General features: G+C 48.5%; 10 protein-coding genes. 7 read left to right on the top strand and 3 right to left on the bottom strand.

Annotated elements, in window-relative coordinates:
• Positions 1-28 precede the first annotated feature (28 nt).
• Complete coding sequence (locus DUW71_RS14855) at positions 29-2725, bottom strand: ImpA family metalloprotease (RefSeq protein ID WP_119396058.1); 2697 nt, start codon at positions 2723-2725, stop codon at positions 29-31.
• A 250-nt stretch (positions 2726-2975) separates the two neighbouring features.
• On the opposite strand from DUW71_RS14855, the gene DUW71_RS14850 reads away from it, so the two are divergent.
• On the top strand, positions 2976-5138 hold the full coding sequence (locus DUW71_RS14850; protein ID WP_158584153.1) for a substrate-binding and GGDEF domain-containing protein: 2163 nt from the start codon (positions 2976-2978) through the stop codon (positions 5136-5138).
• Positions 5110-7374, top strand: coding sequence for a diguanylate cyclase domain-containing protein (locus tag DUW71_RS14845; RefSeq protein WP_119396056.1), 2265 nt, complete (start codon positions 5110-5112; stop codon positions 7372-7374). Before DUW71_RS14850 ends, DUW71_RS14845 begins: the two co-directional genes overlap by 29 nt.
• Here the strand turns inward: DUW71_RS14845 and sbcB are convergent.
• Together sbcB and DUW71_RS14835 are read right to left on the bottom strand one after the other, a co-directional pair.
• Complete coding sequence (gene sbcB / locus DUW71_RS14840) at positions 7361-8794, bottom strand: exodeoxyribonuclease I (RefSeq protein ID WP_158584151.1); 1434 nt, start codon at positions 8792-8794, stop codon at positions 7361-7363. The genes DUW71_RS14845 and sbcB overlap by 14 nt on opposite strands.
• Positions 8795-8839: 45 nt before the next feature.
• The gene (locus DUW71_RS14835) at positions 8840-9682 is read right to left on the bottom strand and encodes a universal stress protein (protein ID WP_119396054.1); all 843 of its coding nucleotides are present in this window, start codon (positions 9680-9682) and stop codon (positions 8840-8842) included.
• Between the two features lie 200 nt (positions 9683-9882).
• On the opposite strand from DUW71_RS14835, the gene DUW71_RS14830 reads away from it, so the two are divergent.
• The 5 genes from DUW71_RS14830 to DUW71_RS14810 all read left to right on the top strand — a co-directional run bounded on the left by DUW71_RS14830 (position 9883) and on the right by DUW71_RS14810 (position 15619).
• Positions 9883-10425 (top strand): GbsR/MarR family transcriptional regulator, encoded by a 543-nt coding sequence (locus tag DUW71_RS14830; protein WP_119396053.1) that lies wholly within the window; start codon positions 9883-9885, stop codon positions 10423-10425.
• A 1-nt stretch (position 10426) separates the two neighbouring features.
• Positions 10427-11746 carry a cytochrome ubiquinol oxidase subunit I gene (locus DUW71_RS14825; protein ID WP_119396052.1) on the top strand — a complete coding sequence of 440 codons (1320 nt, stop codon included), beginning with the start codon at positions 10427-10429 and terminating at the stop codon, positions 11744-11746.
• Positions 11739-12758, top strand: coding sequence for a cytochrome d ubiquinol oxidase subunit II (locus tag DUW71_RS14820; RefSeq protein WP_119396051.1), 1020 nt, complete (start codon positions 11739-11741; stop codon positions 12756-12758). Before DUW71_RS14825 ends, DUW71_RS14820 begins: the two co-directional genes overlap by 8 nt.
• 618 nt (positions 12759-13376) lie before the next feature.
• The gene (locus DUW71_RS14815; protein ID WP_119396050.1) at positions 13377-15188 is read left to right on the top strand and encodes a S8 family serine peptidase; all 1812 of its coding nucleotides are present in this window, start codon (positions 13377-13379) and stop codon (positions 15186-15188) included.
• Positions 15185-15619, top strand: a complete 435-nt coding sequence (locus DUW71_RS14810) for a hypothetical protein (protein ID WP_119396049.1) — start codon at positions 15185-15187, stop codon at positions 15617-15619. Before DUW71_RS14815 ends, DUW71_RS14810 begins: the two co-directional genes overlap by 4 nt.
• Positions 15620-15647 lie beyond the last annotated feature (28 nt).

Genomic DNA, 15647 nt, shown 5'->3' with positions numbered 1-15647 from the left:
GCCCAACCTCGGGCGCTCTTTACAATACTTATTGCTCGTAAACCGGCCAGGTATCGCTGTAGCTAATTGGCTGCTGCTCGAGTGACAAACAGTAGTCACTACCGTTTTGCATGGCAAAATACTGTACCGGCATTGCCTCCAGATTAAGACGTGCTAGCTCCTGCGCAGCTAAATCGCTCATAACATACCCGTATGGTGCGAGAAACGCTCGCATATCTCGTTCACTAACAACCGACATCGCCATGATTAAACGGTCATTTTGCGATAGCGCTTCATATTGCTCTAAGGACAGCGTTGTATAGCCAAGGCTTGCAGCCAGTTTTGCCCACTCTTCGCCGTTGTTATCAGCTTGCCAAAGGTAGCGCTCATAAATATGCAAGCGCGGCAAAACATGGAAGCCGTTCTCCACTATGCCGGCATTCTGTACTGCCATAAACCACTGAATATGAGTCGCGGTGGCTTGACTCCAACTGTTTAGTGGGTTTGCTTGCATATAAGACAGCGGATCTGCCTGAGTTTGGGCAAATGCAATTCGTTCGTGCATCTCTTTAAATGGCAAGTTCTGGCAGGTAGTAGCATCCTGAGTTTCGGCGTTGAAACGCGCTTTGCTGTAGTAAGAGTAAAAGTTGGTTGTTGAGTGACCACCCCAGCCTTCAAAGCGGAAGAAGCCTCGCTCAAGCCCGTGCCCTAGCTCGTGCAAATCACCATGTCCAACTGGCGAAAAGTTCCAGCCAGCATCGTATGGGTTACCAGAACAGCCCCAACCACAGGTTGGCTGATCGGCATTCATATGCTTCACCATATCGATATTAGCCACCTGCCAGCCTTTTGCCGCAACGAACTCATGCACTTCGTCAATCACCGCAACCGCAGGGCCTTGGAAACCGGCCAACGCATGCGGATAACTATTGGTGTAGGTCTCTACTAAGCCCGCAAGCTCGGCTGCATTTTGGTAAGGCGAAATAGTGGTGCGCATTTTCTCTAGCTGCGAGTGTACTTCAAACCCTGCGGTACTAATTTCAGCCCAATCGTAATCTCCCGCTGCCATTTGCTCAGCAAATTTAGCATTGTCTGCTTCACTCGCCCAATATGGGTGCTCACCGACATTTTCAAATGCCAAGGTAACGGGTAAATCATTACTGCCATACAGCACTTGGATTGGCCCACCATAAACCGACGTGAACTCAATCGACTGACCAGAAGCAATGCGCATAGGCTGGCTGCGCACGAACTCTGGGCGACGATAATTGTCCCATTCTTTCGTGGAACCCGGGCGCTGGGTGTTTATTTGTATTCTAACTTCCACATCACTGGTGTCGCTACGTGTGACCCGAACTGTTTCACCTGGAATTGCATACACCCCTGCGGCGCGCATATAACGCTTACTTTGGTAAGTACGGGTCATATCCACTGGCGTGACATGTGAAAAGTCGGTACGCGAGAAGTTGCCTAAATCATTTGGTACAGGTGCGTATGGGCGGGCATTAAACACCAAATGATCGGCAAGATAAGCCTGCACAAAGGTATTGGTTGGCGTGTCACTTGCCGTCATGGATTCTTTAACTGGGTATGAGATCTCTTGCCGGTAGAAGTCGCCTAACAGCACCCATAGCGCTAATAGCCGATCCCTATCAAACACATTCTCATTGCGTTCATCATAACCATTAAGCGCTGCGCGCAGATGATTGGCCGCGCCACTAAATTGTTCAGCGAAGCGGTCGTTAAACTGCTCACACTCAGGCGCCATACTTGCATAACATGCCACATCAAACTGGAACTGATTCTGCTTTAGGCCATCAACTAGCAATTTAGCCGACTGCCACGGCGCCGGCACTTGCGCCGTCGCGGTAGGCGCTTGCTCGCGCAGGCCTAGTTTATGCCAATAGTTGTCGTTTTGGTAATCGATACCAAAAACGTCAAACAAGGCGCGACCAGCGTCTGTCATACCGCCATCATAGTGCATATATAGCACTGGCGTACCTGCTACCATAGCCGCCTCGACCACATTCGCTAGTGTTTGTGCGTCGAGACTACTAACTTGCGAAATAACCAACAGATCGGTTGGTTCAACTAAACAGGCTGCTAGCAGTTCATTATCGCAATCAGTCGCCAATGCTATGTTGGAATGGCGCGTTTGAAACCAATCGCGTGTGCTGCTTTGATCTGGGAAATAATAGTTCTGGCCCATTTGGGCGATGACAACACGTTGACTATCAGGTGTTTCTGCCATCAACCAAGTCAGCGCATTGTCGAGCCACAAGTTTAGGTTCTCATTGCTTTCAAAATTGCGCGCCATGGTACGCATAGGGTTGCTACCCAGCGCGATAAATCGGCTTGGCGACTTGCCAGCCAGAGCAATAGTTTTGGTTTGCGCTGATTTATCGTCAGCAAACGCGGCATTGGTTTCAAGTAACACTTGGTGCTGACCAAAGGTGCCACTTAACATGGCCGCGTCATGGGTTGGATCCCAGGTAATAGGCCCCACTCCGGCAGATAACTGAGCCAAAGCATCGTCAAACTGATGGGTACGGGCATCTATCTCGGTGTCGATGGCATCAAGCAGTTGCGCTTCACTTTCTATATAGCGAAAGTCGCCAGATGCTAACGCTTGCGACACAGCGTCTGGTGTGACGGTTGGCGTTGGTGCCGCTGAACCCGGATTGATTGTAATCGGCTCACAAGCTGCCAACAGCACAGCGGTGATAGCCAAGATTGCAATGCGCATGGAACTACCCTTATGGATTATTTAATGTGCATTCTAACGGCTTTCACGATTTTTTAATTCATTCACGTCTGTGTTTTTGTTAGCCTTTTTTAACGGCGGTCAAAATAACTGACAAATTTTGCGATCTATTGACAGCAATCGTCAGCAAACAAACTTAGTTAATTTTTGTAAAGGCAGACGTTTCAATGTGTGTCTATACTGCTAGCAATATTGTGTTAACTCGTACTTAATTTTGGAGTTGGGGGCGTACTTGCGCGCACTATTTGTTACTAGCAACCTGAACAACGGCTATCAGTCGCCCATTTTTTACGGACTCAATCAGTTTGCTCGCACTCACGATCTACAATTGTTTACCTATGCGCTAACCACAGCGACGCCTGACAAACAAGTACAGCGTTACTTACTCCAGCAACTCATTCATATGCCTAAAGCAGATGTGCTTATTATCAATTCGGCAACCTTTGAGTTCATTAATGACGAAGTTGATCTTCGCCAATTACGCCGCGATTATGGTTGTCACAAGCTAATCGTTGTTGGCCGACACCATGATGAGCATTGCTCGATAGCGATTAACAATGCCTCGGGCATCAGCCAGTGTGTCGCACACTTAGTGGATGATCATCAGTTTGTTGATATTGGGTATATAGGTGGCCCGACCAATGTGCGAGATGCGCAAGAACGACAGGCGGCATTCATCGAATCTATTGAGCAACATCAGATCACCTTACAGCCGAAGTGGATACTTGATGGCGACTTTACCTTTGACGCCGGATATAAGGCGATTCAAGGTTTGTCAGCAAATGATTTACCGCAGGCAATTGTCTGCGCCGATGACTATATTGCATTTGGTGCGCTAAAGGCGATTTCGGATTTAGACTACGACATCCATGTTACTGGCTTTGACAATGTTGACCAAGCGCAGTATAGCGCCCCGCCACTTACTACCGTGCACCAACCGCTTTATGAGATGGGCTGGCAAGCGGGTGAGCAAGCGCTAACACCAGACAACAACAACAATATTTTGGTAGATTGCGAACTGGTGAAACGTTCAAGCTGCGGCTGCCACCCCATCCACTCGCCGATTGTTGCGAGTAACGCGATCGCTCAAGACGATGGTGAACTGATCACAAAGATGGAGGGCGTATTACAAAGCCGGTTGGCGCTGCACAAGGACTCCGTACACTACCTTGAAACCATGCTTGATCTTTACCTGAATCTCGATGAAGCGATAACCGTTGAGCAATTAATTAATAAGTGGCAGCAATGTGTCTTCGCAGGCACACCAAACTATTATGCGTTAAGTGATTGCAATAGTATTTTGACCGAATACTGCTTAACACGGTTAACTAGCTTGGTAGCACAAAACCATTTATTGGAGATATCCAGTCAACTAGATAGTCGCATTCACACGCTTATCAACGATCAATACAATCGATTATTAAATGATCGCAGCGATCAGTTTAGTGGCGTATTAGGGCTTACCCGAGACTTAGATACGAGCACTGACCAACTACAGCTCGTGCATTCCATTGAGCGTGCATTTGAAGCTATTGGCATAGAACAATACTGTTTAGTGTTAACCAAAAAGAAAACAGGCCTGTTTTACGACCTAGGCAATTTACATCACGACGTACAAGTCGCCAGCACCAGTATCAATATAAGCCAAACAGAATTTTCTTTAGCAAGTGCAGTACCGCCCTTTAGTCTCTGGAGCAAAGAGTATCATACGCTTTGCATACTGCCGCTAATGCTGGATAGATTCTATTTTGGCCAGCTAATTTTGGTAAAAACAAATCAGGACTGCGATCTGCTCGAACATATTCGCCACAACATAACGGTAGCCTTGCTTTCGCACAGTAACATCGAGCAATCGAGGTATATAAGACGAGAGCTGGAGTCCACACTCTCGGCCATTGAGTCTCATAATAGAGAGCTATTAGAGAAAACGCATCATGATGAGCTAACAGGCCTCAATAATCGCCGTGGCTTTATGCAGCTTGTAGAAAATAGATTGAACAATAGCCCGCAAGTTCTGTATTTCGGTGACATGAATAACCTAAAAACGATCAATGACCAGTTCGGTCATCATGCTGGTGACAAAGCAATCTGTTTAATCGCTGAAGCCATAGTGCAAGTGTTTCCAGGCAATGCATTGTGCGCCCGTATTGGCGGTGATGAGTTCGTCGTGATGACCGAGCGGAAGATCGATGGGTTGGCAGGTCTAATGCAAGCACAGTTGAACACCTTCAAAGAAAGGTATACTTTGAACTATCCATTGAGTATTGCCTTTGGTGTTGCTGAGAGTTCAGAAGCGAAGGACATCTCAGAACTACTATCCATTGCCGACCAACGACTTTACCAAGCGAAACGCGCTAGGAGGAAGGATGGAACCACATCTAGCGCTAATCATTGATGATGTTTCAGATGGCTACCAGGCGCCAATATTAGCCGGTGTCAATCAAGCTTGTCGGGAACTCAAAGTACCCTTGCGTACATATTGCACCAGCATGTACTTCCCTCTTGATACAGGCCACTGTAACTACGGTGGCTTGATGTTCGATTTAGTCAACGAGAGTGACTGTTTGGGTATAATCGTACCGGCCCAAATATATTTGGCCGTGCAAGATCAAGTGGACATCTTCCAGGTATTGAGGCGGCGAAAAGACATGCCGCTAGTGGTGATTGGCAATGCTGGCGACGGTTACCCGTCGATCAACCTGGATAACCACCAGGGTGTTGTGCAAGCTATGCAGCACTTTATACTTGATCATGGCATACGCCGAATCGCTATGATAAACGGCCCAATGTCTAATCTCGACGCCAAAGTTCGTTTTCACGCCTACCAAGAGCAATTGCGTCACTACGGCATTGCACCGCAAGACAATTATGTTTGGCAAGGCACTTTTCACTTTAATGATGGTAAGCGTGCCGTCGATCACTTTCACACCTTGCCTCTTCGCCCGCAGGCGATTATGGCAGCTGATGACTACATGGCGCTAGGGGCTCTCAATAGGGCGCGCGAGCTCAACTGGTCGGTGAAGGTTATTGGGTTTGACAATATTGAAGCGGCGGCACTATCTGAACCACCACTTACAACCATTGAGCCCGATTTGTTTAACATGGGTCGCGAGGCTACCTTCAAGTTATTTCGACGCATACGCCGACGCCCAGATGACAATGAAAGCCTATTTTCACCCAAGCTTGTTATTCGCAACAGTTGCGGCTGTAGTGATTATTTTGAACGCTTCTCCAGCGGCAGTGCTCGGCAAGTACCAACCACCTTTAAAGTGGGCGAGCTACAAATGCAAGCACTTGCTCTGGCCAAGTCGCTTAGTATCGAGGGCAACGATTTACCACAAGTATTATTCCTGATAGAGAAGTCGATATTGGAGCTGCGCCGGCAGGTGTTAGAGTCAATAAGCCAAACTCAGGTAAGTGATACGTTCCTTGAACTACTCAGTTATAGCGATGATTCGAATTGGCTTGAGCGCTGCCGCAAGGCACTTAAAAAGATGCTCGATATCTTTTTCACCATGCATTTGTCGCCGCAACAAGCGCTCATCGTTCGCCAAGTCCGCTTTCAATGCATGAACGAAATCAACCGCCGCCTTAGGGTTCATCAACAAATCAGCTACGACCGACTTCAGCAACACAAGCGCGATATTGACGAGTTTTGTCAGGCCATCAACACTTGTTTTTCTACCATAGACCTTGTTGAAGTCCTCAAATCGCACAGCGTAATTTTTGAACTAGGCGATTTCGCCATTGGCGTTTATAAGTCTAATCGGCTGTTAGAGCGCTACCCAAGCCAAGCGCCCAAATGGAGCACGGTTATATTCGATCGCTTAGCGGCCAAATGTGACCAGTCCTATTCGATTGCCACAGCTCAGTTGGTGAACAAACAACATAGTGATCGACTGCTAGTAATGCCACTTAGCCACAAAGGGATCGAGCTTGGCTATATGGTCGTTAGCTATCAGGTAGAACTGCTAAAACTCTACTCAGCCATAGCCTTTCATTTAGGTTTTGCGCTGAAGAACATCTTCACCATTAAGCACAGCCAGCAAGACGAGAAAAAACTGAAAGCCACACTAGCGCAACTGCGCGGCGCGAATGCTGAATTGGCTCATAATAGTGTCACGGATGAACTGACAGGCTTGCTTAACCGACGCGGTTTTCATAAAGCAGCCGAGCAGCACTGGCGCTACAGCAAACAGCAGCATGATTCCTTTATCATTGGCTATGCCGATCTAGACGGATTAAAACAAATTAATGATAGCCTAGGTCATGAACAGGGTGATTTAGCCATTTGGGCTGCCGGACAAGTGCTGCAGAACTGCTTCCGCCGCAGCGATATTGTGGCGCGTTTGGCAGGCGATGAGTTTGCCTTTTTGTTGATTGACAGTAACAGTGAGCACGTGATCGCGGCCCTGTCGAAGATTCAACATTTTTGCCACGAGGTCAACCAAGAAGGCTTTGAGTTTAAGGTAAGCATGTCAGTTGGCTTTGCCGTATTTGATCCTGATGCACCCAGCTCGCTAAAAGCGCTACTAAACATTGCCGATGCCCAGCTTTACGATAACAAGGTGTGGAAAAAAGAAAATCAATTACAACTGCCAGCGCCACCATTCAGTGTTAAAACAAGCTAAGCTGCGGCGAATCGACCCGCAATAATTGTGTTTGATACCAGTCTAGAAGCGCTTGCCATATAGCGCTTCGCTCTGGTTCGATTTTCTTTCGCTGGCGAACCTGCTTAATTAAACTTTGCAGTTCAACAGGGCTGGTTCGCTGCTCAAGATACGCTTGCCAACGGCTTTGCTCACTTTGGGTTAGCGTATGTGGAAAGTATCTTGCCCGCAGCCTAACGGCAATTGCGGCTAGCCTTGGGTCGCCTAAGTCTAACTCAAATTTCGACCATTCTTCAGCTGGCAAGGCGCGCATTTTGTCCATTAACTGGCGGTCATGCATACTGATAAAACCGCCATACAGATCTTGCTCGGGGTCCTTATCTTCGGCTTCAAAAGGCTGACTAAACACTTCTACCACAAGTGATTGCCAATCATGAGATTGAAAATAATCCACACACTGGCGCACTTGCGTTTCACTAATTTGAATACGTTTGCTAACCGCTTCATCAAACAGGCTCATTGGTGCCATCATCGGCGCTTTGTTCACATGCACAGACTTAAACCCAGGTCGAACGACATCCTCAGGCAGCTCACTGCTTTTTGCATACAGCCACTCGTTGAGATCTTTGGCCGATGCATCCAAGCAATCCTGCGGGGCAACTCTTGCGTCCCAACATATAATTTCATTGCGATTGGTAGGATGAGTGAGTAGGGGAACCAGTACAGTTGTACCAAAAAACTCGGCCGAGACCTTGCCCGAGGCATGTAAAAACGGCGCTCCGTTTAGTTGCTCAAGAAACCCTTTCGCCCGGTGTTTGTAGCGAAACTCAAACACGTAATGCCAAAGCTTCTCTTGCTGGCGGCGTACTTTTTGTGCCAATGCAATGGTCGCTCGTACGTCCGCCATCGCATCGTGCGCATCGGTATGTTCAATACCATTTGCCACCGACAACTGCTCTAGTTTGTAACTGGGCAACCCATCATCACGCTTGGGCCAATACAACCCTTCCGGGCGCAAAGCTGACGTCAAGCGCATCACATCTAATAAATCAAAGCGAGCGTTGTTATTTTTAAACTCACGCCCATATGGGTCGATCATATTGCGCCAAAACATATGGCGACACACTTCGTCGTCAAATCGTATGGTGTTATAGCCGCAAGTTGTCGTGTTTGGCTGCGCCATCAGCGCATGCACGCGTTCGGCGAACTGATACTCAGGTACACCATTCTGCTGCGCGTGCTGCGGGGTTATACCAGTAATGGCTACCGCGTCGGGCGAAATCATGCGATCAGCAAGTGGCTGACAGTAAAATATTTCGGGGGAGTCTATCGGCATTAAATTATGGTCTGTTCGCTGGGCGGCAAACTGGGCCGGTGAATCAAGCTTGGCGTCGGCACCAAAGGTTTCAAAGTCATACCACAAAATGCTCGGATTACTCACCATCAACCCCTAATTAACAAAACGCTTTATTATTGCAGCATAGTGCTAACGCAACAACAGCACAGGGATGTTTGCCTGTTTTAAGACTTTCATGGTGAAACTGCCGAATAACAAGTCATGCATACGGTTATGGCGAAATGCACCCAACGCAAGCAAATCACAACCCTTGTCCATCATAAACGATACCAGTTGCTCAACACTCGCCCCTTTCATTAAGCAAGTGGGGTATACCAGCCGCCCTGCTAGCCTTAGCGCTCTTGCTGCTTCGGTGAAAGCCTGAGTTTCCTCCCCCAGCTTCACCAATAAAATATCCAAGTCTTGATAAACTGGGCTGGTCGAAATCCAATTTAATGCCCGCTGCCCTGTGTCAGACTCATCAAAAATAAAGGCAACCTTTTTGGGCATTGAAAAGCGCTGATTTGCTACCAGCACAGGCACTTGCATGGCGCGGGCAAGCACCTCCACGCGTTTTGCTAAACGATGGTCATCTTCATGTTGCTCACCCCATGCACCAATAACCAAAACCCTAATTTTCTCCTCATGAGCCAGCAGGTCTTCGGTTAGATCACCATGACGCAAGCGGATTTCGGGTTCAACAATGCCAAATGACTGCGCCCTAACCTTCGCCGAACTCAGCAAGGCTCGCCCAGCCTGCACGGCCAACTTTTGATGCTTCGCCTCTAGGCTTGCCAGCTCGTCGAGTAAATGAGCTTGTGTACTTAATCCAATAGAGCCAGACAAATCCAATGAGCGAGTTGTTGGGGCAGGTTCAGCATTAAACTGAATACGCAGTGGCGTGCCGGTTTGCTGTGCTATCCAAGCTGCATAGTCACAAACAGGTAAATGCAAAGACGAGCGATCAATACATGCATACACATACTGTGACATTGATTGGTGCGCCTCCTAGGCGTTTAGTAGATCAGCATCCATACAATCTAGCTTAGTTGAATTCAGTGACTGCAAGATGAATAAGTCATACAAAGTTGCCAAACATTACCATCTGACCAATTGATGTAAATCAGCTTGCCAGTACCCGCTGGCTACCTTTACAATTTTCAGAAATTACTGAAATTACAGGAAGGTAAGAAATGACACCATCCATGATGACCTGTGTGATGCACTTTGGCGAAATGGGCAGTCGCTGGGGATTCAATCGCACCGTGGGGCAAATTTACGCTCTGCTCATTCTATCGGAAGAAGCACTCTGCGCTGATGACATTGGCGCAACGTTAAGTTTTTCGCGCTCAAATGTGTCGATGGGGCTTAAGGAACTTCAGTCCTGGCGCTTGGTCAACCTCGTACACAAACCTGGTGATCGCAAGGAGTACTTCACGACACCTAACGATATGTGGGACATCGTCAAAACCATTATTGAAGAGCGGCGCAAGCGCGAAGTCGACCCAACCCTTACCCTGCTGCGCAGCACACTAGTAGAGCCGCCACAAAACGAAGAAGAAGCCTACGCCCAAAAACGCATGCAGCAAATGCTGGGCATAATCGAGCAAGCAACAAGCTGGGCGGACGACATTCAATCAATGGACTCAGATACCCTCGCCCGCCTATTCAAGCTCGGCGTTGGCGTTGGCAAGGTACTTCAGATTGGTGAAAAGTTAACAGGAGGAGGCAAGTAGCATGTTAGAAACGTTATTTCTTTCGCGCCTTCAGTTCGCTGCGAACATCAGTTTTCATATGATTTATCCAACGATCAGCATCGCGCTGACGTGGATGTTATTGTTCTTTAAATTGCGCTACAACCGTACAGGTGATCAAGCTTGGCTGGAGGCCTATGGCTTCTGGGTAAAGGTATTTGCGCTGACCTTCGCTTTAGGCGTTGTAAGCGGCATTACCATGACCTTCCAGTTTGGCACCAACTGGATGGAGTTTATGCATGTTGCGAGCGCCATTGCTGGGCCGTTGCTTGCCTATGAGATCCTGACGGCGTTTTTCCTCGAAGCAACCTTCTTAGGCATAATGTTGTATGGCACCAATCGAGTCAGCAACCGCCTGCACACCGCCTCAACATTGCTCGTCGCTGTTGGCACCACCATATCAGCCTTTTGGATTTTGGTGCTCAATAGCTGGATGCAAACGCCAGCAGGCTTTGAAATGGTCAACGGTGAGGTTGTGGTGACAGACTGGCTTGCGGCTATTTTTAACCCGTCGATGCCTTACCGCTTTACCCATATGTTGCTGGCCTCATTTTTGACTGGCTGCTTTCTCATCGCTGGCGGCAGTGCTTACAAAATGCTTAAGGGTGACACCTCGCGGGCTACGAAAAAAGCACTGGCATCAGCCATTGGTTTTGCCATGGTACTTACCCCAACACAAGCTTTTGTCGGCGACTTACACGGGCTTAATACATTAGAAAATCAACCAGCAAAAATTGCCGCCATCGAAGGTATTTGGCATACCGAAGAAGGCGCCCCACTACTATTGTTCGCACTACCAGATAATGACGCCCAGACGAACCACTTTGAAATAGGCATCCCCAAACTTGCGAGCCTAATCCTCACCCATTCACTTGACGGTGAACTGCAAGGCCTAAACGAGTTTGCCGAAGTCGGACACCCACCGGTATTTCCCGTGTTCTGGTCATTCCGAGTGATGGTTGGATTAGGATTATTGATGCTCGCGATGTCTTGGTTGGCGGGTATTACGTTGTGGCGTAAAAAGTCATTGCCAAAATGGCAATTAGTTACCCTAAGTGCCATGACCTTCGCCGGTTCGATTGCCACCCTAGCCGGTTGGATGGTGACCGAAATCGGCCGCCAGCCTTGGTTAATTCATGGCGTATTAAAAACGGCCGACGCGGTAAACGACCTGCCACCAGAACAGGTATTGGCCTCACTATTAACCTACTTGAGTATCTACGCGGTACTGCTGTCTGCCTATATTATGACACTGCGCCACCTAGCACTAAAAAGCATTAATAAGGAGCAACAATATGTTTGAGCAAGCTGAACAATGGTTGCCTATGGTATTTATGGCGCTAATGGGCCTCTCGTTTTTGGTCTATGCCATTCTAGATGGCTACGACTTGGGCGTTGGCATCTTAATGCCAGATGGCAACAAAGCACAGCGTGACACCATGATCGCATCGATCGGCCCATTTTGGGATGCCAATGAAACCTGGCTCGTGCTCGCAGCCGGCTTGCTTTTGGTCGCTTTCCCATTTGCGCACGGCATTATTCTCACTGAACTCTACATTCCAGTGACCGTGATGATTGTTGGCCTCATTGCACGCGGCGTTGCCTATGACTTTCGCGCCAAAGCCAAAACCAATCATCAATTGGCGTGGGACCGAACGTTCAAAGTAGGCTCTATTGTGGCCGCCGCCGCTCAAGGCTATATGATAGGGATGTATGTCGCAGGCTTTGAACAATCACTTGTAGGCTACGGCTTTGCTGTGCTGGGCGCACTGGGTGTGGTTAGCGCCTACACCTTTATAGGTGCCTGTTGGCTAGTAATGAAAACTGATGGTGAGCTACAGCTTCGCTCAGCGCGCTGGGCCCGCCGAACTGGCTGGATAACCGGCGTAGGTGTGATTTTGGTGTCGCTAGCGAACGTGTTTTTTAGCCCTGAGATCGCACAAAAATGGTTTAGCATGCCATCGCTGTTTATTTTATTACCGCTGCCTGTGATTAGCTTGATGCTGTTTGTACTCGTAGACCGCTATCTAGCCAAATTTCCGTATCAAAATGACTTTGGCTATCGCTTACCATTTTTCGCTGCGGCCGGCATTTTCTTTATTGCCGCCCAAGGGCTCGCTTATAGCTACTTCCCTTGGTTAATACCGGGTGAAATGGACATCTGGCAAGCCGCTGCGCCAACGCAAGCATTGCAGGTCATGTTCATTGGTGCCTTATTCGTACTACCCGTCATTGTGGCCTACACCATTTTTATGTATCGAGTATTTGGTGGTAAAACTCAGCCGCTCAATTACGACTTGAAAAAACAAAACTAGTGTTACTTCGTGCGTTTCATTGCGAATAATTTAGTTTAATCATTGGGCAAGGACGCCCAGTGTGAAAACAATGGTTTACGCCATTCAGCACCCAGCGTGACGCTCGTCACATATTTAATTCAGGCAAATATGTTCTTACCGAAATTGTGATCGTTTCTCCATGTAGCGAACATAAAGATTAAATTCGTACTTTTACCTTATTTTTCCAAAACGATATCAACAACTTATACAATAGTTCATGAAACTTCCAATATATCGATCACTGTTACAATAAGCCAAAATATCGAACGCCACTATAAATACCCGCTAGTGTAACGTTTTCTTTCATCTTCCCTTAAGCTTTTAAACGCAGTTTTCAAATGCCATTAAATTATACAACAAGCTTGGTGTTTACGGTGCTCGCTATGAGACCGTCACCCGCAGGGAGCGGGTGCCGACGCTACAAGGACGTACTTGCGCCGTGTCGATTGGCGAGCTCCGTGGACGCCAATACTCTTAAGTTAATGGCATTGAGCTGCCATCACACCAAAGCAATCGTTTCCCATATCTCGCAATTAAAACGATGCTATTTTTCGTGATTGTGAGTGACGGGTGACAAATAACAATAAGGGATCAGAAATGATTAAAAAGGGTATTCTCGCGGTGGCCGTTAGTTCGGTAACAGCCGCAGGGTTTGCATGGGATTTACCACCTAGTGACCCACTCTACCAGTATCAATGGCACTTAAAAAATACTGGCCAAACCGCTTTCGCTGAAAATCCAGGGGTTGCCGGTTATGATGTAAACGTTGAGCCAGCCCATGCACGCGGTATCCATGGCGTTGGCATCACTGTACACGTAGTAGATGATGGCCTAGATGCTGGCCATGAAGACTTAGTTGCTCGAGTGGTTCCAGGCTCGTTCAACTACGCTACTGGCAGCAATGACCCAAGCCCAACGCATTATAATGACTCGCATGGCACGTCGGTCGCCGGCATTATTGGCGCTACCGGCTGGAATGGCGTTGGCGTGCGAGGTGTTGCACCGCGAGTAAACCTGTATGGCTCAAACTTTCTCGCCACCGACTTTGACCGAGACACCTACTCACAGGGACAAGCCTTGTTTGAATCAATCTTGGCGCAAGGCCGCAATGCTCAGGCTGGGGTCTATAACCAAAGCTTTGGTATCACCCTAGGTTGGTTGGAAGTACCAGTCGCTGAACAAGATTTATTCGATGAAGTTCGCAAAGTGGGCTATTTCAACGGCCGCGGCGGCTTTGGTGCTCTGCACATCAAATCGGCTGGCAATGGCTACCGCTACACGCGCGAGCCGGAAAACGGTTTTTATTATCTAGGCCAGTACGATGAGTTTGCCGAAACACGCAACCATAACTTGCCGGTAAAACCCGCCGCAGAAGACTATAACAACGCTAGTTTTTACAACACTGTGGTGTCGGCCACTAATGCTTCGGGCAAGCGCTCGTCTTACTCCTCTACCGGCTCGGCGGTGATTTTTGCCGCGCCTGGTGGCGAGTATGGCACAGAGTTCCCTGCCCATGTAACCACCGACCCATATGGCTGCGACCGCGGGGCGGCCCGACTGGATAACAGCCGTGCAACCACATTCGAAGATGGCAGCCATCCTGAAAACGTCAATTGTGATTACCGCAACACGATGAATGGCACCTCTTCAGCAGCGCCGAATGCTTCTGGTGTCGCGGCATTGGTTATGTCGGCTAACCATGCGCTATCGGCACGCGATGTCCGCCACATTATGGCCGTCACCGCGACACCGATCGACCTAGAGCAGCCGGGTGTACCGTTAACCTTCCGCCAAGCAGATGGCAGCGTTGTTTCCTATGATGCCTTGCCTGGTTGGCAAACCAATGGTGCCGGCATGCCTTTCCATAGTTATTATGGCTTTGGGCAAGTCAATGCAGGCAAAGCGGTGGAACTAGCCCTTACCGCAAACACCTTCTTACCGCCATTGTTAGAAACGGCGTGGATTCCACTAATTGATGAGCTGCCTGTGCCTGATGCCACCCTATCTGGTTCAACCTTGCGTTTGCCGTTCAACCAAGACCTGATCGTTGAAGCCGTACAGCTGGAAATGGATATTGTGCATGAGCGCCCACTCGATCTTGCCATTGAGCTAATTTCGCCTGCGGGCACGCGCAGCGTATTGCTGTCTCCGCGCTCTGGCATGGTTGGCGGTGATGGTGAATTTACGGCTAAACGCTTAATTATCCATAACTTCTACGGCGAAAACCTACAAGGTGAATGGCAGCTAGTCGTGCGCGATACCAGCGCTGACACCGTTGAGCTGCAAATGCTTGATCTAAGCACAGGTGAGCGCACCCTAACGCCCGTTGCCAACAACAGTGTCGACGGTGCGTTGCGCAACGTAAAAATGCGTTTATTTGGCCACCAGCAACAAGGAGCGGCACTATGAGACCATTAATCACCCTGGCTGCGATCAGCTTATCGAGCCTAACAATGGCGACAACCGTTGAATTAAACGGTGCCACCTATGAAGTGGTTAAACCCACAACACAACTACTATTTGAAACCTTTACACCGGTTGGCGCATTACCCATTTCGGTTGGCGATGAAGTGGCACGAGCGGATGTCGCGCTCACTAGCCCTTTAGCTCAGCCGGGGCGCTTAACTGGGTTAGTGATTGTAAAACTCACCGATGGCGCTTCAGCTGCTGATTTAGCAGATCAGGTAGGTGCTACCCTAGTGCATGAGCTCGCAACAACTGCTGTATTAAGTTTTGCCAATGGCACGGTAATCAATGAACGCATCGAAGCGTTAGCGGCCAACGCTGCGGTTAGTTCGATCAGCGTCGACATCAACCAGTCGTTAATCGAGAAGCAATAACTACAGGTGTGAAGTAAACGTTACTCGT

Source organism: Salinibius halmophilus, assembly GCF_003577475.1.
Lineage (GTDB): Bacteria > Pseudomonadota > Gammaproteobacteria > Pseudomonadales > Natronospirillaceae > Salinibius > Salinibius halmophilus.
Note: the sequence above shows the minus strand (reverse complement) of the source record. Positions and strands in the feature narration are given on the sequence as shown.